This window comes from Candidatus Nitrotoga sp. 1052 (assembly GCF_927312905.1).
GTDB lineage: Bacteria > Pseudomonadota > Gammaproteobacteria > Burkholderiales > Gallionellaceae > Nitrotoga.
Map to the genome: position 1 here is coordinate 1 of NZ_CAKMHQ010000095.1, position 21,869 is coordinate 21,869.

Annotated in this window: 15 protein-coding genes; 11 read left to right on the forward strand and 4 right to left on the reverse strand. The window is 52.9% G+C overall.

Features of this window, described 5'->3' with window-relative positions; genetic code table 11:
• Nucleotides 1–54 precede the first annotated feature (54 nt).
• The 4 genes from MJ768_RS14825 to MJ768_RS14840 all read left to right on the forward strand — a co-directional run bounded on the left by MJ768_RS14825 (nt 55) and on the right by MJ768_RS14840 (nt 7,468).
• Complete coding sequence (locus tag MJ768_RS14825) at nt 55–1,293, forward strand: hypothetical protein (RefSeq protein ID WP_445083009.1); 1,239 nt, start codon at nt 55–57, stop codon at nt 1,291–1,293.
• A 2-nt stretch (nt 1,294–1,295) separates the two neighbouring features.
• Entirely contained in the window at nt 1,296–4,079 is a 2,784-nt protein-coding gene (locus MJ768_RS14830) for a site-specific DNA-methyltransferase (RefSeq protein WP_239292828.1), read from the forward strand.
• Between the two features lie 105 nt (nt 4,080–4,184).
• Nucleotides 4,185–5,369 carry an ATP-binding protein gene (locus MJ768_RS14835; protein WP_239292830.1) on the forward strand — a complete coding sequence of 395 codons (1,185 nt, stop codon included), beginning with the start codon at nt 4,185–4,187 and terminating at the stop codon, nt 5,367–5,369.
• An 8-nt stretch (nt 5,370–5,377) separates the two neighbouring features.
• Nucleotides 5,378–7,468: a 3'-5' exonuclease gene (locus MJ768_RS14840; RefSeq protein WP_239292832.1), complete on the forward strand. Its 2,091-nt coding sequence runs from the start codon at nt 5,378–5,380 to the stop codon at nt 7,466–7,468.
• Between the two features lie 116 nt (nt 7,469–7,584).
• Here MJ768_RS14840 and argJ read toward each other — a convergent pair whose 3' ends face one another.
• The 3 genes from argJ to secA form a co-directional block, all read right to left on the reverse strand.
• A complete protein-coding gene (gene argJ / locus MJ768_RS14845) occupies nt 7,585–8,814 on the reverse strand; it encodes a bifunctional glutamate N-acetyltransferase/amino-acid acetyltransferase ArgJ (protein WP_239292834.1) in 1,230 nt (409 codons plus the stop codon).
• 173 nt (nt 8,815–8,987) lie between these two features.
• Complete coding sequence (locus MJ768_RS14850) at nt 8,988–9,485, reverse strand: Crp/Fnr family transcriptional regulator (protein ID WP_239292835.1); 498 nt, start codon at nt 9,483–9,485, stop codon at nt 8,988–8,990.
• 27 nt (nt 9,486–9,512) lie between these two features.
• Nucleotides 9,513–12,224 (reverse strand): preprotein translocase subunit SecA, encoded by a 2,712-nt coding sequence (gene secA / locus MJ768_RS14855; protein WP_239292836.1) that lies wholly within the window; start codon nt 12,222–12,224, stop codon nt 9,513–9,515.
• A gap of 660 nt (nt 12,225–12,884) precedes the next feature.
• Here secA and MJ768_RS14860 point away from each other — a divergent pair.
• The 7 genes from MJ768_RS14860 (at nt 12,885) to MJ768_RS14890 (ending at nt 21,575) form a co-directional block, all read left to right on the forward strand.
• On the forward strand, nt 12,885–13,307 hold the full coding sequence (locus MJ768_RS14860) for a DciA family protein (RefSeq protein WP_239292837.1): 423 nt from the start codon (nt 12,885–12,887) through the stop codon (nt 13,305–13,307).
• A gap of 359 nt (nt 13,308–13,666) precedes the next feature.
• Nucleotides 13,667–13,906, forward strand: coding sequence for a PP0621 family protein (locus MJ768_RS14865; protein ID WP_239292838.1), 240 nt, complete (start codon nt 13,667–13,669; stop codon nt 13,904–13,906).
• Nucleotides 13,907–14,004: 98 nt separating this feature from the next.
• Nucleotides 14,005–15,558: a two-component system sensor histidine kinase NtrB gene (locus MJ768_RS14870; RefSeq protein WP_239292839.1), complete on the forward strand. Its 1,554-nt coding sequence runs from the start codon at nt 14,005–14,007 to the stop codon at nt 15,556–15,558.
• Entirely contained in the window at nt 15,548–16,906 is a 1,359-nt protein-coding gene (locus tag MJ768_RS14875; protein WP_239292840.1) for a sigma-54-dependent transcriptional regulator, read from the forward strand. Before MJ768_RS14870 ends, MJ768_RS14875 begins: the two co-directional genes overlap by 11 nt.
• A gap of 3 nt (nt 16,907–16,909) precedes the next feature.
• Nucleotides 16,910–17,443: a 1,6-anhydro-N-acetylmuramyl-L-alanine amidase AmpD gene (gene ampD, locus MJ768_RS14880; RefSeq protein WP_239292841.1), complete on the forward strand. Its 534-nt coding sequence runs from the start codon at nt 16,910–16,912 to the stop codon at nt 17,441–17,443.
• 323 nt (nt 17,444–17,766) lie between these two features.
• Nucleotides 17,767–20,529 (forward strand): ribonucleoside-diphosphate reductase subunit alpha, encoded by a 2,763-nt coding sequence (locus MJ768_RS14885; RefSeq protein ID WP_239292842.1) that lies wholly within the window; start codon nt 17,767–17,769, stop codon nt 20,527–20,529.
• Nucleotides 20,511–21,575: a ribonucleotide-diphosphate reductase subunit beta gene (locus MJ768_RS14890; RefSeq protein ID WP_445083010.1), complete on the forward strand. Its 1,065-nt coding sequence runs from the start codon at nt 20,511–20,513 to the stop codon at nt 21,573–21,575. Before MJ768_RS14885 ends, MJ768_RS14890 begins: the two co-directional genes overlap by 19 nt.
• Nucleotides 21,576–21,584: 9 nt before the next feature.
• On the opposite strand, the gene MJ768_RS14895 is transcribed toward MJ768_RS14890, so the two are convergent.
• On the reverse strand, nt 21,585–21,869 hold a 285-nt coding region (locus tag MJ768_RS14895), incomplete at its 5' end, for a hypothetical protein (protein WP_239292845.1).

Below are 21,869 nucleotides of genomic sequence, written 5' to 3' on the forward strand. Positions count from 1 at the left end.
TTTTACACTTGCAATTTGTTATTTTTAATGGGGGGAAGTCCGACAGGCTGCTAGGTGTCGATGCTCACTGAGGGCTGGGATGCCAACACTGTCACCCACGTCCTCGGCATACGCGCCTTTGGCACACAGCTTTTGTGCGAGCAGGTCATCGGTCGCGCGCTGCGCCGCCAGTCTTATGAGTTGAATGAGGAAGGGCTGTTCAACGTCGAATACGCCGATGTGTTCGGCATCCCCTTCGACTTCACCGCCAAGCCGGTCATCGCACCGCCACAGCCGCCGCGCGAGACGGTGCAGGTCAAGGCCATGCGCCCGGAGCGTGATGCACTGGAAATCACCTTTCCTCGTGTCGAAGGCTATCGCGTAGAATTGCCGGAAGAACGGCTTGCCGCAGATTTCAACGCAGAATCCATTTTGACCCTCAGCCCCGATCTTGTCGGGCCAACCACCACAGTCAATGCCGGGTTGATCGGCAAGCCAGAAGATTTCAACGTGAAGCACCTGGGCGATGTCCGTCCCTCCACGGTGCTATTCAATCTGACCCAGCGCTTGCTCTACACCAAATGGCGCGATCCCGGCGAGGAACCCAAGCTCCATCTCTTCGGCCAGCTCAAGCGCATCACCAAACAATGGCTCGACACATGCCTTGCGTGCAAGGGCGGCACCTATCCTGCGCTGCTCATGTATCAGGCACTGGCCGATATGGCGTGCAACAAGATCACCGCCGCGATCACCCGGCGGTTCCTCGACGAACGCCCGATCAAGGCGCTGCTCGACGCCTACAGCCCCACCGGCTCAACCAAGCACGTCCGCTTCAACACATCGAAAACCGACCGCTGGCAAACGAGTTCCAACTCTTGCCACATCAACTGGGTGGTTCTTGACAGCGACTGGGAAGGCGAATTTTGCCGCATCGCGGAATCGCATCCCAAGGTGCGCGCCTATGTGAAAAACCACGGCCTTGGTCTGGAAGTGCCGTATCGCTATGGCTCCGAAATGCGCAAGTATTTGCCCGACTTCATCGTGCGGGTGGATGACGGCCACGGCGATGATGATCTGCTGAATCTCGTCGTCGAGATCAAGGGCTATAGGCGCGAAGACGCTGTGGAGAAGAAATCAACAATGGACACCTACTGGGTTCCCGGCGTGAACCATCTCGGCACCTATGGCCGCTGGGCGTTCGCCGAGTTTACCGAGGTTTACGAGATCGAGGCCGACTTCGAAACCAAGGTCGAAAGCGAGTTCAACAAAATGATCGAGTCCGCCGCAGCACAAGCGCCGGCAGGGAAAAAGTAATCATGGCAAAGAAACCATCCACGTTGAAATCCGTCGAATCCCTCATCCACGACGAGGCCACGCGCAAGAATATCCCGACGGCGGAGTTCCAATCCGTGCTGGAAAAAGAACAGCAGGCCGTCAAGCAGATTCGCTATCCGCGCAATAACGACCTCGATCCGCAACTCGTCTGGCGCGGCAAGGACGAGCAGGACTGGAGCGACCTCGTTGTCCACGCTCCGCCGCTCTACATCCAGGAGAAGGTTCACCCCAAGGCGCTGATCGACGACCTGCTGCGCGCGACCAAGGAACGCGAGCATGATGCTGGGCAAAGCACTGCCGACCTGTTCGCCGACTTCAACGGCATCCCCAAGGGCGCGGACAAGACCGAGTTCTACCAGCACGACCAGAACTGGACCAACCGCATGATCCTCGGCGATTCGCTCCAGGTCATGGCCAGCCTGGCCGAGCGCGAGGGCCTGCGCAGCAAGGTGCAGTGCATCTACTTCGACCCACCCTACGGCATCAAATTCAACAGCAACTTCCAGTGGAGCACCACCAGCCGCGACGTGAAGGACGGCAAGGCCGACCAGATTACCCGCGAGCCGGAGCAGGTCAAAGCTTTCCGCGACACATGGCGCGACGGCATCCACAGCTACCTCACCTACCTGCGGGATCGGCTGACCGTCGCCCGCGATTTGCTCACCGATTCCGGTTCTATTTTTGTGCAGATCGGCGATGAAAATGTCCACCGCGTCAGGGCAGTGATGGAGGAGGTGTTCGGAGAGGATAACTTCATTGCACAACTACTCTTTAAAAAGACGGGATCGATGTCGGGAAACTATATTTCAGGTATTGCTGACACTGTGCTCTGGTTTGGGAGAAGTAAGAGGCAGACCAAATTCAGGCGACTACTAACCGAGAGAACTGAAGATGCAGTGGACTCTGGCTTCAGTAACATTGAGCTAAAAGATGGAACGCGCCGCAGACTTACAAATGCCGAGTTAAACGGTGAGTCTCCATTTCCGGACGGCGAACGATTCCAAATGGCTCCACTCATGTCAAGCGGAGAGGCAAAAGACCCGCAGCCATTTGAGTTCGAAGGAGTGACTTATTTACCAGCGAAAGGCAATCATTGGAAGGTTTCGGTTGGGAGCCTTCCCAGAGTCGGCAAGGTGGGCCGCTTGTTTGCGGCCGGAAAGACCCTCACATTCAAGAAATACCTTTCGGAGAGTCAGCACACACCGCTCACTAACATCTGGATGGACACAATGGAGAGCACCTTTGCCGTGCAACGGACTTATGTGGTTCAAACCAGTACAAAAGTAGTTCAACGCTGCCTACTTATGGCCACCGATCCCGGCGACCTTGTGCTGGACCCAACCTGCGGTTCAGGCACGGCGGCAACCGTCGCCGAGCAATGGGGCCGCCGCTGGATCACGATTGACACCTCACGCGTGGCGCTGGCGCTGGCCCGTGCGCGCATCATGGGCGCGCGCTATCCGTTTTACCTGCTAGCCGATTCCCGCGAAGGCCAGATCAAGGAAGCAGAAATCACCAGCACTGCACCGAGTTCGCAGCCGGTGCAGGGGGACATCCGCCACGGTTTCGTCAATGATCGTGTGCCGCGCATAACCGTCGGCTCCATAGGCAACAACGCGGAGATCGACGTTATCTGGGACAAGTGGCAGGCGAAGCTGGAGCCGTTGCGCGAGTCGCTGAACGCCGCGCTCAAGAAGACCTGGCAGGAGTGGGAGATTCCGCGCGAGGCCGACAAGGCATGGTCGGACGCGGCGAAGAAGCTGCATGTCGACTGGTGGCAGGCGCGCATCGCCCGGCAGCAGGAGATCGACAAGTCCATCGCCGCCAAGGCCGAGTTTGAATTCCTCTACGACAAGCCCTACGAGAACAAGAAATGTGTCCGTGTGGCAGGCCCCTTCACTGTGGAGAGTCTCAGCCCGCACCGTATGCTGGGCGTGGATGAAAACGACGAACTGATCGATACCCTCAAGCAAGACCGCGCCGACTACATTTCCAAGCAATCCTTCCCGCAGATGATTCTGGAAAACCTCAAGACCGCCGGGGTGCAGCAGGCGCACAAGGATGACAAGATTACCTTCACCGCACTCAGCCCGTGGCCGGGAGAAGGATTGGTCTGCGCCGAAGGGCGTTATATGGAAGGCGATACCGAGAAGCGCGCCGGAATCTTCATCGGCCCGGAGTTTGGCACCGTGCAACGCAGCGACCTGGTGGAAGCCGCCCGCGAGTGCGGTGATGCCGGCTTCGATGTGCTGATTGCCTGCGCCTTCAACTACGAGGCGCACGCCACCGAATTCAGCAAACTGGGGCGCATCCCCGTGCTCAAGGCGCGCATGAACGCCGACCTGCACATGGCCGCTGATCTCAAGAACACGGGTAAGGGCAACCTGTTCGTCATCTTCGGCGAACCGGATATTACCTTGTTGCCGCAAGCAGACAGCAAGCTATGCGTGAAGGTAAACGGCGTGGATGTCTTCAAACCCCAAACCGGCGAAGTCATCAGCCACGGCGCCGACGGCATCGCCTGCTGGTTCATCGACACCGACTACAACGAAGAAAGTTTCTTCGTCCGCCACGCCTACTTCCTCGGCGCCAACGATCCCTACAGTGCGCTCAAGACCACGCTAAAGGCAGAGATTGACCCGGAAGCGTGGGCGACATTGAACAGCGATACCTCGCGCCCGTTCGAGAAACCCAAGTCTGGGCGCATCGCAGTGAAGGTCATTAACCACCTGGGGGATGAGGTGATGAAGGTATTCAAGGTTTGAGAATAGCGGATTGCTGACAATGAGTGCTTGCCTATGTCTATCAATGTCTACTACTATCTATTAAAATTTAGATAGATATGCATAGAATTCACTAGAGCCAACACTATGGACCCGATTACGAACCCATTCTCCCCCGGTGCTGGTGCACCCCCGCCAGAGCTGGTCGGGCGCGATTCCCTTCTCGAACAGGCGCGCATCCTCCTCGGGAGGGTAAAGCAAAAGCGCCCGGAGAAAAGTCTGTTGCTGACCGGACTGCGCGGAGTAGGAAAGACCGTGCTACTGAACGAAATTGAACGGATGGCCAAGAAGGACGGCTACCAATCAATACTGCTTGAAGCGCATGAAGAGAAGCCGCTGGGCGAGCTGATTTTTCCCGCATTGAGAAGCCTGCTCTATGACTTGGATCGGGTGGCCGGGGCGGGAGACAAGGTCAAACGCGGACTGGCGGTACTGCGCAGCTTTATCGGCAGCATCAAGTTGACGGTGAACGATGTGGCCTTGGGACTGGACATCGAACCTGCCAAAGGCACTGCCGATAGTGGCGATTTGGAGATTGACCTGCCGAACTTGTTTGTGGCGGTTGCGGAGGCTGCGGAGGAGCGCAAGACTGCCGTGGCTATTCTGATTGATGAGATTCAATATCTGAGCAAGAAGGAGCTGGGCGCGCTCATCATGGCCATGCACAAGATGCAGCAGAAACAATTGCCGCTGGTGTTGCTGGCGGCCGGTTTGCCGGTACTCCCAGGCATGGCGGGAGAGTCGAAATCGTATGCCGAACGGCTGTTCAATTTCCCGGATATTGGGGCGCTATCAGAATCGGATGCGGCAAAGGCATTGCGCGATCCTGCCCAGGCTGCGGGGGTCGAGTTTCAGGATGATGCATTAAAGGAGGTGTTTTGCCTGACGCACGGCTACCCCTATTTCCTTCAAGAGTGGGCTTACCAATCCTGGAACATGGCGGCGGCGAGCCCTATCACCTTGAAAATCGTCCAGGATGCCACACCGGAGGTGATGCGCCGATTGGATAAGAATTTCTTCAGGGTGCGCTTTGATCGGCTCACCCCGGGCGAAAAAAACTTTCTCCGTGCAATGGCTTATCTAGGGCCAGACAGCCATCGCACCGGTGACATTGCTGCAACGCTGGGAACTACGGTGAAAGGTATCGGCCCGGTGCGCTCGAAGCTCATCAAGAAAGGAATGATTTACAGTCCGGCACATGGCGATATGGCATTCACCGTGCCGCTGTTCGATCAGTTCATGATCCGCGCAATACCAGAATTCAAGCAGTAATCATCACGTTGGAATTCCTCATCGCCGACACCTTTACCGACAGCCTTGCCAAACTCACTGGCGACGAGCAGAAATCCGCCAAGACAACGGCGTTTGACTTGCAGATCAACCCAGCCAATCCCGGTATGAGCTTTCACAAGCTGGACAAGGCTCGGGACAAGAATTTCTGGTCGGTGCGGGTAAGCAGCGACATTCGTTTGATCGTCCACAAGACCGATGCCAGCCTGTTGCTGTGCTATGTGGATCACCACAACAAGGCGTATGACTGGGCGGAGCGACGCAAGCTGGAAACGCACCCGAAGACGGGTGCCGCGCAGTTGGTTGAGATACGCGAGACCGTGCAGGAAATCGTTGTTCCGGTTTATGTGCAGACGGAAATTGTTCTGGCGCCGAAGCACGCACCCGCACTGACACATCTATTCGCTGGCAGAGCCGATGATGAATTGCTCGGTTATGGCGTGCCTGCCGAGTGGCTGGACGACGTAAAAAACGCGACTGAAGATACTTTGATGGCCTTATGCGACCACTTGCCTGCTGAAGCGGCAGAGGCGCTGCTGGAACTGGCGACGGGTGGCAAGCCCCGTGTATCCCAGCCTATTGTGGCAACGGCAAATCCATTCGATCACCCCGATGCACAGCGCCGCTTCCGCGTGATGACGAATGTGGAGGAATTGCAACGCGCGCTCGATTTTCCTTGGGAAAAGTGGACAGTCTTCCTGCACCCCGAACAACGGCAATGGGTGGAACGCGATTACTCCGGCCCAGCGCGAGTTTCCGGCTCGGCGGGCACCGGCAAGACCATCGTCGCCTTGCACCGTGCAGCATATCTGGCTCGCACGCATCCCGATGCCCGCGTTCTGTTGACGACATTTTCCGACACGTTAGCGAGTGCGCTGAATACCAAGCTGAAACGATTGCTGGGTAACGAGCCGCGCCTTGCGGAGCGCATAGATGTTCATTCACTCGATGCCATCGGCCTGCGGCTCTACAAGGCACACATCGGGCAGGCGACGATTGCCAGCCGCGAGATTGTCCGCGAATTGCTGAAAGAATCTGCCAGTGTTGTGGGTGGCCACAAGTTCGGCCTGCATTTTCTACTTACCGAATGGGAGCAGGTGGTGGATGCCTGGCAATTAGAGAACTGGGATGCGTACCGCGATGTTGCGCGCCTCGGCAGAAAGACCCGGTTGCCGGAAGCGCAGCGCGTGGTCTTATGGTCGATCTTCGAGCGCGTTCGCGCCGGGTTACTAGAACGCAAACTGCTTACGCACGCGCAACTTTTCACCACACTGGCCGCAGCACTTTCCACTAACAAAAATATAGTGTTCGACTTCGCCGTCGTGGACGAGGCGCAGGACATCAGTGTGTCTCACCTTCGCTTCTTTGCCGTCCTGGGTGGTGGTCGGCCCAACGCGCTCTTTTTTGCCGGTGACCTCGGTCAGCGCATCTTCCAACAGCCGTTCTCATGGAAGGGCATCGGTGTGGACATTCGGGGACGGTCGCGTACCTTGCGCGTCAATTACCGAACATCGCACCAAATCCGCACGCAGGCAGATCGTCTGCTTGGCCAAGTGGTCACCGACGTGGATGGTAACACCGAGGATCGCAGCGAAACGGTTTCCGTGTTCAATGGCCCGCCGCCGGTAATTCACACATTCAAGGACGATGGCGAGGAAATCAAGGCCGTCGGAAACTGGATTATGGAGCAGGCCAAGGCAGGCGTGCTGCCGCACGAGTTTGGTGTGTTCGTTAGGTCAGTAGTGCAACTGGAACGCGCACAGGCAGCAGTGAAGGCAGCGGGTTTGTCATTCAAGATTCTCGATGAACACGTTGAGACCCTCAGCGGCCATGTCTCGATCAGCACCATGCATCTCGCCAAAGGTTTGGAATTCCGTGCAGTGGTGGTGATGGCTTGCGACGATGAAGTCATTCCCTTGCAGGAGCGTATCGAGACAGTGGGTGACAATGCTGATCTGCAAGAGGTCTATGACACCGAGCGGCACCTGCTCTACGTCGCCTGTACACGGGCAAGAGATCACTTGCTGGTGACTAGCGTTGAGCCTGCTTCGGAGTTTCTTGATGATATGCGAAGTAATTAGCGTTTCTTGCTTATTGTGTTGCAAGCCATCAAGCCGCTTTGGTTTTTAGCGGGATGATTGTTGCCCATCGCTGGGCGGCGGCAAGTTGTGCGCGTCCTACCAATCAAACAGTATGATCAGCTACGATAACTGGCGTTGATCTTGACATAGTCATAAGAGAAATCGCAGGTCCATACTGTGGCAACTGCCGGGCCTCGATCTAGCGTGACCCGAATGGTAATGTCGCTTTGTTGCATGATGCGCTGACCATCTTCCTCGATATAACTGGCGGCGCGTCCGCCATGTTCAGCTACTAGCACATCATCAAGATATAGCTTGAGACGATGCACGTCGAGATCCTGCACATCGGCATAACCGATAGCAGCGAGGATGCGCCCAAGATTGGGATCGGAAGCAAAAAACGCAGTCTTGACCAAGGGAGAGCGTGCCACGGCATAGGCAATTTTCTTGCACTCCGCCACGCTCTTGCCCCCTTCAATTTGGACAGTGATAAACTTGGTCGCACCCTCACCATCACGCACGATGGCCTGCGCCAGCAATATGGCAACATCCGTGACTGCCGCCTGCAATTGCGCGAACGCCGTACTTTTCACATCAGTGATGGCTTGTGCACCGCTCATGCCGGTGGCGATCACCATCAGTGCGTCATTGGTAGAGGTATCGCCATCCACGGTGATGCAGTTGAAAGAAGCATCACTGGCGTGAGCCGCCAACTGTTGTAACAGAGGCTGCGCTACCGCCGCATCGGTGGCGATATAGCCGAGCATGGTAGCCATGTTGGGATGGATCATGCCGGAGCCTTTGGCGATGCCGGTAATCGTGATAGCTACACCATCGAGTGTAATTTGTTTGGACACCGCTTTAGCAACGATGTCGGTGGTCATGATGGCCTGCGCGGCATTAAGCCAGTTATCCTCGCGTAGTTCGGCTACACAGGTTGGCAGCCCAGAGACCAACCGCGACAGCGGCAACGCCTCCATGATCACCCCGGTAGAGAACGGCAGCACCTGTTCTGCCTCGCAGTCCAGCAGATTGGCTACTTCGGCACAGGTGGCGCGAGCCGCAGCCAACCCCTGCTCACCGGTACCGGCATTAGCGTTACCCGTGTTAACCACCAGTGCACGCACGCTTTTGTTCGCTACCAGGTGTTCGCGTGCCACAATAACCGGCGCGGCGCAGAAACGGTTTTGCGTGAACACTCCAGCCACCGTGGCTTGCGCGGTCAGGTGCATGAGCAGCAAATCCTTGCGCCCGGGCTTCTTGATGCTGGCTTCCGCCGTGCCCAGCAGTACGCCTTTAACAGGCAGCAGAGCACTTGAGAGAGGGGATTGCAGATTAACAGGCATGTCTTTTAGACCATATGCTTCATAAATTCATACGATGAGTGCATGGCATTATTTACCAGGCAATAAATATGAAGGAGCGGTGTGGATATTCATATGAAGAGCTGAACAACATATTGCATGGAAAGATATTAGAATCCAGCGAGGATGTGCTTCACAATTAGAGCATTCGGTCGCTAGTAGCGGCCACCTTGTTGATAAATGTAGTTGCTCATTTCTACGGATTGCATATTCATGCGCCTCACAATGCCATGCACGTGACGCACGATACCGCGCATTACGTAGTACACGATGGCGGGGTTTGTGCTGAGAAAAGATTCCAGGCGGGAGCGGTCTAGCAATAGCATTTTGCTGTTTGTCTTGGCCACCACAGTGGCACTGATCTGCGCGGCACTTCCACCAACAAATGTGATGATGCCAGCCAAATCACCGGGCTGTAGCAGGTGCAAGGTAGCTTTCTCTCCGCCAAGAGTGGCAGTTGCTTCAACCTCACCTGTAGCAAGGATCATGAGTGTATTTCTGAGCGTGCTATTACCAGGCTGGAGGAGAAATTCACCCGCTTTGTATTCATGCACCGTAATAATATTTGCCAATGCTTCAATCTCGGCATCTCGCAACTCTTCAGTCAGCGTGGAGTTACGCAGGGTCTGCAAAATCAGGTCATCCGTCGTCATCGTGATCTCCCACCAATAATAACTACATCAAGTTAACTTGCCATGGCACTGCTTGTATTTTTTGCCAGAACCACAGGGGCATGGATCATTGCGTCCGGCTTTCTTGTCAGTGCGTACAAATGGTTTTTGCTCTGCATCACCATCCTCCGTAGCCAATGCTTCATCGTAATCAGCATGATGATACTGCACATTTTCCGGAGCGTGGGGTGCTTCTACCGCTTCAATATCCTGTTCGTTGCGGATGTGCACGTTCATCAGTGTCAGCGTGACATCACGCTTTATTGATTCAAGCATGCTGGAAAACAACTCAAACGCTTCACGCTTATATTCTTGCTTGGGGTTCTTCTGCGCATAACCACGCAGATGGATGCCCTGACGCAGATGATCCAGCGCTGCCAAATGCTCACGCCAGTGAGTATCCACGCTTTGCAGCATAATGATGCGCTCATATCCGTGCATCATTTCCGCTTCAACTTGCTCCACCTTGGCCTGATATTGCTGTTGTGCAGCCTGCACTACACGGTCGCGCAAGCCAGTTTCATCAAGCTGTTTATTTTGTTCCAGCCATTGCGTAAGCGGTAAAATCAATTGAAATTCGGCAGCCAATGCCTTCTCCAGCCCCGGGACATCCCACTGCTCTTCCATGCTCTGCGGTGCGATGTATTCACTAATGATGTTATGCATTACCCCTTCGCGCATTGCACCGATAGTTTCGGAAATATCCACGCTCTCCAGCAGCTCATTGCGCTGCTGGTAGATTACCTTGCGTTGTTCATTAGCTACATCGTCGTATTCAAGAATCTGCTTGCGCATGTCAAAATTTCGCGCTTCGACCTTGCGTTGTGCGTTCTCAATGGCGCGGGTGACCCAAGAATGCTCAATCGCTTCACCTTCGGGCAGCTTGAAACGGTTCATGATGGCTGCCACACGGTCGGAGGCAAAAATCCGCAACAGCGGATCTTCCAGCGATAAATAAAAACGGCTGGAGCCGGGGTCGCCCTGACGACCCGCACGGCCACGCAATTGGTTATCCACACGACGCGATTCGTGGCGCTCGGTACCGATGATATGCAACCCACCGCTCTTCACAACCTGGTCATGTATCGGCTGCCATTCCGCACGCAACTGGGCGATGCGCTGATTACGTGTGACATCGTCCAAACTCTCGTCCATGCGTAACAGTTCGATGGGCTTTTCCACGTTGCCGCCCAACACAATGTCAGTGCCGCGCCCGGCCATGTTAGTGGCGATCGTAATCATCTTTGGGCTTCCCGCTTGCGCTATGATCTCAGCTTCGCGCGCGTGCTGCTTGGCGTTTAAAACTTGGTGCGGCAACTTTTCTTTTTCCAGCAATTGCGACAATAATTCCGATGTCTCAATCGAGGTGGTGCCGACCAGCACTGGCTGACCACGCTTGTAGCAATCCTGAATATCCAAAATTGCTGCTCTATACTTCTCACTTGTCGTAAGATAAACCTTGTCCATCATATCCTTGCGGATAGTGGGACGGTGCGGCGGGATAATAACGGTTTCCAGGTTGTAAATCTGCTGAAACTCAAACGCTTCGGTATCTGCCGTACCGGTCATGCCGGCCAATTTGCCATATAGACGGAAGTAATTCTGGAAGGTAATAGAGGCTAGTGTTTGATTCTCCTTCTGGATAGCCACCCCTTCCTTGGCCTCTACCGCTTGGTGCAGGCCTTCGGACCAACGCCTTCCTGCCATCATACGACCAGTGAATTCATCTACAATAATCACTTCGCCGTCCTGCACTACATAATTCTGGTCGCGAAGATACAGCGCATGTGCACGCAACGCAGCATACAGATGATGAATAAGCATGATGTTGGCTGGGTCGTACAGGCTGCCACCAGTGGGCAGCAGCCCTGCTTGACTAAGCAATTCTTCAGCATGTTCATGCCCGCTTTCCGTCAACAGAATCTGACGGTTTTTCTCGTCAACACTGTAATCGCCGGGGCCATCTTCCGCTTGCTGACGCACGAGCTGCGGCACCAGTTTGTCCATGCGGACATAGACGTCCACATTGTCTTCAGCCTGGCCAGAAATGATCAGCGGGGTGCGCGCCTCATCGATCAGAATGGAATCTACCTCATCCACGATGGCATAATTCAGCTTGCGCTGGAAGCGCTCACCCGCATGGGTAGCCATGTTGTCGCGCAGGTAATCGAAGCCAAATTCGTTGTTGGTGCCGTAGGTTATATCTGCATTGTAAGCAGCCAGCTTGTCGGCATGGTCCATCTGCGACAGAATTACCCCCACTGACAATCCAAGGAAGCGATACAGCCGACCCATCCATTCAGCATCACGTGCCGCCAAATAATCGTTGACCGTCACCACATGCACGCCTTGACCTGAAAGCGCATTGAGATACGCGGGCAGGGTCGCCATCAAAGTTTTGCCCTCGCCGGTGCGCATTTCCGCAATTTTACCGTGGTGCAGTGCCATGCCGCCGATCAGCTGCTCGTCGAAATGGCGCATTTGTAGTACGCGCTGCCCCGCTTCACGCACCACGGCGAATGCCTCTGGTAACAATGTATTCAGTGCTTCGCCCTCGGCAATGCGAAACTTGAAGGCGTCAGTTTTAAGACGCAATGCCTCGTCTGAAAGTTTTCCCACCTCGGCCTCAAGAGCATTAATAGTCACCACTGTCTGGCGATATTGTTTGAGGAGGCGATCGTTACGACTGCCAAAAACACTTTTTAATAAATTAGAAATCATTTTTAATTTTTCTAGGTTTCAATTCTGAGAATTTTAATTCTGGATTTAATGCTGGATTTATATTCTGAAGCTTTAATTCATTTTCAGTTACACCAAGCAAAAAGGGTGAAGTGCCACACCTCACCCTTGTACAAAACCCAATGTTTATCAATTCTCGTCTCGGCGTTTCAAAAAAAACGCTTGTGGTTATGTGCGACACTTTTGGATATCTCACTTCTTTAAAGTCATGTGAAAGCCACAAAACAAGTCTTAATCTGTTCACCTTGGAAACTTCCAGCACGTATTACCGTCATAACGTGTGCCGGCAGGTTTAGAACGTGCGCAGACTAACAACATTATTGTCATGATCAACTTTTATCATATTATCATACTGCCCTTGGTAATCCGAATACACTCCAAATATCACAGACCTATGCCAGCATTAAAAATGCTTTTCAGCATCGAAAAGTCCATTCACTGGAAATGAAACAGTGGAAATGAAACAGTTTCTTATTGAACATAACTCATGCTGACAGCGGAAATAATCCCGTCGAAATGAACCCTAAAGACAATATCGAATCCCTGACAGTGCATTGTTACCAAGCAGATGCTACGAGCTTTTACAAAACAATGGAAACTAGAATAATATTCATGTTTCCATTTCTGAATTAAGTTGATGTTGTGTCAAATCGATTAAGTTCATATTTCAATGCCAGCCAAGAGTTGCGTCAACTATCGAACAAGGTAGACCAACTTCTCGCATTGCAGCGGCATTATGAACAGATCGCGCCACCCCCCTTGGTACGCGCTAGCCATGTGATGCAAATTGACCAGCAAGCTCTCGTTATTGCCGCAGATAATGGCACGGTGGCGGCCAAATTGCGTCAACTTGCCCCAGGATTTACCCAGTTATTCCAAAACAGGGGTTACGAGATTACTGGAATTCAGATTAGGGTGCAAGTTGTCTTGCCGATTACCACACGACCCCCTCGCCCCCCCTCGCTCAGTGCCATAGGACGGCAACAGCTGGTTGACTTCACCGTAAAATTGCAAGACTCACCTCTGAAAACTGCGTTGCAACGCTTGGCAAAAAACAAGAAGTAATGGCAAGCACACTTAGCCTGGATAGTGAACAATTGTTGGGACTTTTATTGTACCCAGCAGCCCAACACGGACTCAAATCGAAAAGCTATGGCACAATATGAAATGTGAGCACGCGCAATATGTCTAACTTGCTACGGTTGAGAGATGCCGCACCCAAGTTTCTTTCAGGTTTTATTATTTAACGAAGATCACACCTCTATTAACGGCCTGCCGGGTTTATCCTCATTGCTCCTGATACGGCGATTGTTTTCCAGTCATAGAGGGGCTGATAGCATGTCGGTTGCTTCCCCATAAGACGGGAAGACTACTGTTTACCTTTTAATTTCTGCTCATGAGCGGTTTCTGTGGAGTATGGTGGGATGAGTCGCTTATTGGTTGTAGTTGTTATCTTTATAGCCATCTACTTGTTACTTAGGCACTATCGCAAGCAGATGCCAAAAAAAGATGTGCTTGGTGAAGATGCATCCAAGCACAGAGAAAATATGGTGCGTTGCGCGCACTGCGGTGTGCATCTGCCCAAAGGTGAGAGCATTATGCTTGATCATAAGCACTATTGCAGTGAGGCACATCGACGTGCACACACTGACGAACCTGAATAATCTCTAATGCCAGTTGAGTTTTGATGTGGGATAACCTACCCCTTTCCAAGTGGCATTCAATGCGCCCGCCATCTTATTCTGCGCGAGCACCGGAAACCATGTGGCGCTCAATTTACTTCTTTAACCTTTATCGCCTGGCCCTGAGTGGGCTATTTGTATTTCTGGTGAGCACATTTGGTGAAGCTCTGTCGTTCGGTTCACGCGCTCCATCGTTGTTCTTTCGCACCAGTCTTATATACGTCGTATTGACCCTGGTTTCGCTCCTAACCATAAAGTTACGTCGGCCACGATTTAGCTTGCAATTGGCATTTCTGGTAGGAACCGATATTGTCTGTATAACAGTTTTGTCGCACGCCAGTGGGGGCATACAAAGCGGTTTGGGAGTGCTGCTACTAGTATCGCTGACCGCTACAGGATTGATTAGCCGTGGCAAGATTACCCTGTTCTTTGCGGCACTTGCCAGCATTGCTGTGTTGTTGCAGCATTCCTACGCAGTGCTTACCCAAGATGCGGCGGTAGCACAATATGTGCAGGCCGGGTTGTTGAGCACCGCTTATTTTGCCGTTGCTTGGCTGGCGCATACCATGGCCAAGTATGCCATTGCCAGCGAAAATCTGGCCGCTCTGCGCGGTGTAGACCTGGCCAACATGGCGGAAACTAACAGACTGGTGATTCAGGACATGCCGGACGGCGTGCTGGTGGTGAATGAGAGAGGAGTGGTCAGGCAATATAATCCTGGCGTGGAGCGTTTGCTTGGGTACACGTTTGCAAATACTGACAACGTCACGTTGGAGAGTTGCGCGCCTCTGCTAGCCGATCGGTTCGTCGTTTGGCGGCAGCACCAGAGGCGTGGACAAGAAGTGTTGCGTTTGCCTATCACCAATCATCAGGTGCGCGTGCGTTTCCTGCCTGTTCAGCGCGAGGGATTTGGGGGTGCGATAATTTTCCTTGAGGATATGCAACGCGTTCAGGCGCAGGCTCAGCAGATCAAACTCGCCGCACTGGGACGACTGACCGCCAACATTGCCCATGAGGTGCGCAACCCACTATCGTCTATCAGCTATGCAACCGAGCTACTGCAAGAAGAAAAGCACGATCCGGCACAGACTCGGCTGTTCCAGATCATTATGGACAATGCTGCAAGGTTGAACAACATCGTGGAAGATGTGTTGCAGTTGAACCGGCGCGACAGGGTGCAAAGCGAAAATTATAATTTAGCCGAAAAATTGCCTCTCTATATTGAGGGGTTGGGTCATACCCAAGGCGTGTCGCAGGCGATATTTTTAATAAAGGTTGCATCGGCCTGCGTAATCAGCTTTGATCGTGGCCATCTCGATCAAGTATTGTGGAATTTATGCCGTAATGCTCTACGTTATTGCAACAAGCAGGCAGGCAGTGTGCAATTGTGTGCATGGTGCTCCAGCGAGGGCAGGACGGTACTGGAAATTCTTAACGATGGGCCTCCAGTTGCCCCCGAGACCGTTCAACAATTGTTCGAGCCTTTTTTTACCATGACGGCCGGTGGCACCGGTTTAGGCTTGTATATTGCACGTGAGCTGTGCGAGGCTAATGGGGCAACGCTTGAATATAGGCAGCCAGCAAAGGGCGGTGCGTGTTTCCGTATTGTGTTTGGAGATCAAAATGAACGTTGATATACAGGCCAGCACTGCACGCGTCTTGGTGGTGGATGACGAGCCGGATATATTGGAGCTGATCGAGTTGGCGCTGCTACGCATGGGATTGCAGGTTGATCGCGCTAGCAATGTGCAAGAAGCCTTGCAACAATTAAATAATAAAACATATCAGCTGTGTCTGACGGATATGCGCCTGCCGGATGGAGAAGGTCTGGAGGTGGTGCAATATATTATTGCTCGCAATATGCATGTGCCAGTCGCGGTGATTACCGCGCATGGCAACATGGAAAATGCGATTTTCGCACTCAAGGCGGGCGCTTTCGATTACCTGCCCAAGCCAGTTGCGCTGACCCAGTTGCGCGCTTTGGTCAATGCCGTGCTGAAGCTGCCGCCACCATCCGCCACCGTGCGGAAAGGCGTGCGAACGTTGTTGGGACACTCCCCGGCCATGGAGAAGGTGCGCGACATGATCGACCGGGTGGCGCGTAGCCAGGCGCCGGTGCATATCAGTGGCGAATCAGGTAGCGGAAAAGAACTGGCAGCGCGGCTGATCGTTGAAAAAAGTGCTCGGCGCGATCAACCCTTCATCACGGTAAACTGCGGTGCAATCCCGGAAACGCTCATGGAAAGCGAATTTTTCGGTTATCGCAAAGGCGCATTCACCGGCGCAGAAAAGGATCGCGAGGGTTTATTTCAAGCTGCCAATGGCGGCACTTTATTCCTTGACGAGGTGGCCGATCTGCCTCTCTCTATGCAGGTAAAGTTGTTGCGGGTAATCCAGGAAAAAAAAGTGCGCAAGGTGGGCGCTACACAGGAAGATCCGGTGGATGTGCGTATCATCAGCGCTACCCATAACGCATTGGCGGAGCAAGTACAGCAGGGGAAATTCCGTCAGGATCTGTATTACCGTCTGAATGTGATTACTTTGCTTATGCCACCGTTGCGCGCAATGCGCGATGACATCGCCGAGGTCGCCAACCAGTTTTTAGCTCGCTTGTGCGGTGATACGAAGGTCGAATTTACATCGACAGCTTTGAAGGCGCTTCAACAATACGATTTTCCGGGCAATGTGCGCGAGCTGGAAAACATAATCGAGCGGGCACTTGCATTATGTTCGGACGGCATTATCGGGCCTGCCGATTTGCAGCTGGCGCCCACCGATTTTGCTGGAATGACCGCTAAACCAAGCGTGGCTGGCAAATATCCGCTTACCGATTATCTGGATAGCGTCGAACGCGCAGCTATTCTGGAGGCGCTACAGCAAACCAATTTCAACCGCACAGCTGCGGCCAAGGTACTGGGAGTGACTTTTCGCGCCTTGCGTTATCGTATGGAACGGCTGGACATCACTGACAAGGATGAATAAGCAGTGAAAGTTGGCACAAATGGATGGGTCAGCGGTATGCGCCGTCTTGCTTCGCCAAACTGTGATTGCCGTCCGTCTGGTACCGTCATAGACTTATTGGTTATTCACAATATCAGCCTGCCACCGGGTGAGTTCGGCGGCCAGGCGGTTGCACAGTTATTTACCAACACGCTTGATGCGGATGCACATCCATATTTTGCTCAACTCAAAGGGGTGAGAGTTTCTGCCCATTTTTTAATACAACGCAAGGGCGAGATTATCCAGTTCGTGCCTTGCAACAAGCGCGCCTGGCATGCCGGGGCATCGACGTGGCACGGACGCACGGCCTGCAATGATTTTTCCATAGGCGTAGAGCTAGAGGGTACAGACTTCCTGCCATTCAGCGATCAACAGTATGCTGCTCTAATACGGCTGACACGAGTACTTAAACGTGCCTATCCGATTCGTGAAATTGCAGGGCATTCAGACATTGCACCGGGACGCAAGACAGATCCTGGAGATGAATTTGACTGGCCGCGTTATCTTGAGAAGGGTTGATTGAAAGCGGGCAGAATATGGAATACATAAAAAAATTTGTTCTGATAGAAACACATTGTGCTGTTCTTGTTTTTTGTACTTGTTTGTTTTATTAAATAGATCGATTTACTGGGAAAAAAACTTGCATAATTTTTTTGATGTACTACAATTGTTTCTACTATAGATGCTTCCATATAAGATGATGGAATACTACATATAGTGGTTTTTGTATTTCGGCCTGATTCAATTTTAAAAAATAATTCTTATAGTTAAAGCAACAATTATTATGTTAGGATAAACAGAAGTTCTCATAATTAAAACTAAGTTTTCATATTAAGATATATATGTCCTCCTCTCCAGTATCGGCACACATTGTTTCAGACGATGCTACGAACACGTACAGTATTCCTTTTGACCAACACAAGGTTATTCGCCGCAATGGTTCCGTAGTTCCTTTCGAGGCAACCAAGATTGCCGTTGCCTTGACCAAGGCGTTTATCGCCGTAAACGGCGAGGCATCCGCACGCGTACGCGAACTGGTTAACCAATTGACCGAAACTGTGGTTAACGCGCTATTGCGCCGCCACCCGCACGGCGGGACACTGCATATCGAAGATATTCAGGATCAGGTCGAACTGGCTCTGATGCGTTCCGGGGAACACGATGTGGCTCGCTCCTACGTGCTTTACCGCGAGGAACGCACGCGTGAACGGGCCAAGGAAAAAATCGCGCCTGCACATGTTCTTCAAGTCAACGACAAGGGTGTGCTTCGCCCGCTGGATGAGGCGGGGCTTGCGGCGCGCATCACGGCAGCTTGTGAAGGGCTCGGCAACTCAGTAAGCGCTGACCCGATTCTAAAGCTGACACTACGTGATCTTTATGATGGCGTACCAGTTGAAGAGGTACGCAAGTGCGCCATCCTTGCCGCCCGTGCGATGATTGAACATGATCCGGCCTATAGCTTTGTTACCGCCCGTCTGTTGCTGAACAATATCTGCTGTGATGTTATTGGTGAAGACGCCGACATGGCAACGCGTTATGCCGAATATTTTCCTACATTCATCAAGCGCGGCATTGAGGCAGAACTGCTTGACCGTGACATGGCGAATTTTGACCTGCCGCGATTGGCCAATGAACTAACTGCAAGCCGTGACTTGCAGTTCAGCTATCTTGGCCTGCAAACCCTATATGACCGTTACTTCCTGCACATAAATGAAAACCGCATCGAGCTGCCACAGGCATTTTTCATGCGCGTGGCTATGGGGCTGGCTCTCAGGGAGAGTGACCGCGATGCACGTGCTATAGAGTTCTATCATCTGCTGTCCAGCTTCGATTTTATGAGTTCGACACCTACCCTATTCAACTCCGGGGCGATCCGTTCGCAACTTTCTTCCTGCTACCTTACTACCGTGCCGGACGACCTGGCCGGTATCTTTGAAGCGGTCAAGGAAAATGCCCTTCTGGCTAAATACTCCGGCGGCCTTGGTAACGACTGGACACCTGTACGCTCCATGGGCGCACACATCAAGGGCACCAACGGCAAATCGCAAGGAGTGGTGCCATTCCTGAAAGTCGCCAATGACACCGCCGTTGCAGTCAACCAGGGAGGCAAGAGGAAGGGCGCGGTATGCGCGTATCTGGAAACATGGCATCTGGACATCGAGGAATTTCTTGAGCTGCGCAAGAATACTGGCGACGACCGCCGTCGCACGCATGACATGAATACAGCCAACTGGATACCCGACCTGTTCATGAAGCGCGTCATGGAAGACGGGGAATGGACACTGTTTTCGCCATCAACCTGCCCCGACCTGCACGACAAATTCGGCACAGAATTCGAGCGTGCCTACATTGCTTATGAGGCCAAGGCAGCGAACGGCGAGATCACCCTATTCAAAAAAATTTCGGCAGCCAACATGTGGCGCAAGATGCTGACCATGCTGTTCGAGACCGGCCACCCGTGGATCACCTTCAAAGACCCATGCAACATACGTTCGCCACAACAACACGTCGGCGTGGTGCATAGCTCTAATTTATGCACCGAAATCACGCTGAACACTTCCGAATCCGAAATCGCGGTATGCAACCTTGGCTCAGTCAACCTCAAGGCGCATCTGAGCACATCCGGTCAGCTTGACCACGAAAAACTCAAGCGCACCATTACCACCGCCATGCGCATGCTGGACAACGTAATCGACATCAACTATTACGCTGTTGAGAAGGCACGCAACTCCAACCTCAAACACCGCCCTGTTGGGCTGGGCATCATGGGGTTTCAGGACTGCCTACACGAACTTCGGATACCTTATGCCTCGAAAAAGGCAGTCGAATTTGCCGACAGCTCCATGGAAGCAGTGTGCTATTACGCCTATTTGGCATCCACAGAGCTGGCCGAAGAACGAGGCCGCTACGACAGCTATAACGGCAGTCTGTGGGACCAGGGCATATTGCCACAGGATACGCTGGAGCTCCTGCGTCAGTCACGCGGAGGGTATGTAGAGGTAGATATGTCCTTCAGCATGGACTGGGACAAACTGCGCGCACGCATCAGGCAGTACGGCATGCGCAACTCAAACTGCGTGGCCATTGCACCCACTGCGACTATATCGAACATCATCGGCGTATCGGCCTGCATCGAACCTACTTACCAGAACTTGTTTGTAAAATCGAACCTGTCCGGTGAATTCACCGTCATCAACGAATATCTGGTGAATGATCTCAAGAGGCTGGGACTGTGGGATGAGGTGATGATAGCCGACCTAAAATATTTTGATGGAAGCCTTGCCAAAATTGATCGCATTCCGGCTGAATTGCGCAGTCTGTATGCGACCGCATTCGAGATTGAGCCGCAATGGGTAATAGAAGCGGCGGCACGGCGCCAGAAATGGATTGACCAAGCACAATCACTGAACATCTACATGGCTGGCGTGTCGGGGCGAAAGCTCGATGAAACCTACAAGCTGGCATGGCTGCGCGGCCTGAAGACTACATATTATCTACGCACTATGGGCGCGACTTCGGCGGAGAAATCCACCTCGCGCGCTGGCGAACTGAATGCGGTGCAGATGTGCGCAATTGACAACCCGGAATGCGAGTCCTGCCAATGAATGACTATACCATTGCATCCAGCTCAGCTGGACGGATACGCGTGGAAGACAAGCGCATCATCAACTGCAATGCTGACGTTAATCAGCTAGTGCCATTCAAGTACAAATGGGCTTGGGAGAAGTATATCTCCGCCTGCGCCAACCACTGGATGCCGCAAGAGGTCAACATGTCCGCCGACATTGCGCTATGGAAGAATCCCAACGGCCTGACCGATGATGAACGCCTCATGGTCAAGCGCAATCTTGGATTCTTCACCACAGCGGACAGCCTCGCGGCCAACAACATCGTGCTCGGCACCTACCGCCATATTACCAACCCCGAATGCCGCCAGTACCTGCTGCGTCAGGCGTTCGAGGAGGCGATTCACACGCATGCCTACCAATACATCGTTGAAAGCCTGGGGCTGGATGAGGGCGAAATTTTCAACATGTATCATGAAGTTTCCAGCATACGTGAAAAAGATGAATTTTTGCTGCCCTTTATCGACACCCTGACCAATCCGGACTTCAAGACAGGCACACCGGAAACGGATCGCCAGTTATTACGCAGTCTGATCGTGTTCGCCTGCATCATGGAAGGACTGTTCTTCTATGTCGGCTTCGTGCAAATTTTAGCTCTTGGACGTCAGAATAAAATGACCGGTGCCGCCGAACAGTACCAGTACATCATGCGTGACGAATCCATGCATCTCAATTTCGGCGTGGATGTAATCAATCAGATCAAGCTGGAAAACCCTCACCTGTGGACACCTGAATTCCGCGAGGAAATTCGCGGTCTCATGCAGAAAGGCGTGGAGCTGGAATACCGTTATGCCGAGGACACCATGCCACGTGGCGTGCTTGGTATGAACGCATCAATGTTCAAAGAATACCTGCGTTTTATCGCCAACCGCCGTTGTCAGCAAATCGGGCTGGATGTGCTATACCCAGGAGCTGGCAATCCGTTCCCGTGGATGGCGGAAATAATTGATCTCAAGAAGGAGAAAAACTTCTTCGAAACGCGCGTTACCGAATATCAGACAGGCGGCGCGTTATCTTGGGATTAACAGGCTCGGTCACGCTGCATTCGGTGTGTGCTGGGGAAGGTAGTAGTTGTTAGTGTTGTATTTCTTTGAACTTTGATTACCAAAGGAGGTTGAAATGGCAGCAGTACAGAAAGCTAAACCAGCAGCTAAAATGGCAGTAGCAGCCAAAAAGCCCGCAGCTAAACCGGCAGTAGCAGCCAAAAAGCCCGCAGCTAAACCGGCAGTAGCAGCCAAGAAGCCCGCAGCTAAAACGGCAGTAGCAGCCAAGAAGCCCGCAGCTAAAACGGCAGTAACAGCCAAGAAGCCCGCAGCTAA

Bases quoted from the DNA above. Each gene is read 5' to 3' on its own strand.
- argJ (WP_239292834.1), bottom strand. From the start codon at position 8,814: ATGCCTGTTAATCTGCAATCCCCTCTCTCAAGTGCTCTGCTGCCTGTT.
- secA (WP_239292836.1), bottom strand. From the start codon at position 12,224: ATGATTTCTAATTTATTAAAAAGTGTTTTTGGCAGTCGTAACGATCGC.
- MJ768_RS14830 (WP_239292828.1), top strand. From the start codon at position 1,296: ATGGCAAAGAAACCATCCACGTTGAAATCCGTCGAATCCCTCATCCAC.
- MJ768_RS14870 (WP_239292839.1), top strand. From the start codon at position 14,005: ATGTGGCGCTCAATTTACTTCTTTAACCTTTATCGCCTGGCCCTGAGT.
- MJ768_RS14885 (WP_239292842.1), top strand. From the start codon at position 17,767: ATGTCCTCCTCTCCAGTATCGGCACACATTGTTTCAGACGATGCTACG.
- MJ768_RS14875 (WP_239292840.1), top strand. From the start codon at position 15,548: ATGAACGTTGATATACAGGCCAGCACTGCACGCGTCTTGGTGGTGGAT.
- MJ768_RS14865 (WP_239292838.1), top strand. From the start codon at position 13,667: ATGAGTCGCTTATTGGTTGTAGTTGTTATCTTTATAGCCATCTACTTG.
- MJ768_RS14835 (WP_239292830.1), top strand. From the start codon at position 4,185: ATGGACCCGATTACGAACCCATTCTCCCCCGGTGCTGGTGCACCCCCG.
- MJ768_RS14850 (WP_239292835.1), bottom strand. From the start codon at position 9,485: ATGACGACGGATGACCTGATTTTGCAGACCCTGCGTAACTCCACGCTG.
- MJ768_RS14890 (WP_445083010.1), top strand. From the start codon at position 20,511: ATGCGAGTCCTGCCAATGAATGACTATACCATTGCATCCAGCTCAGCT.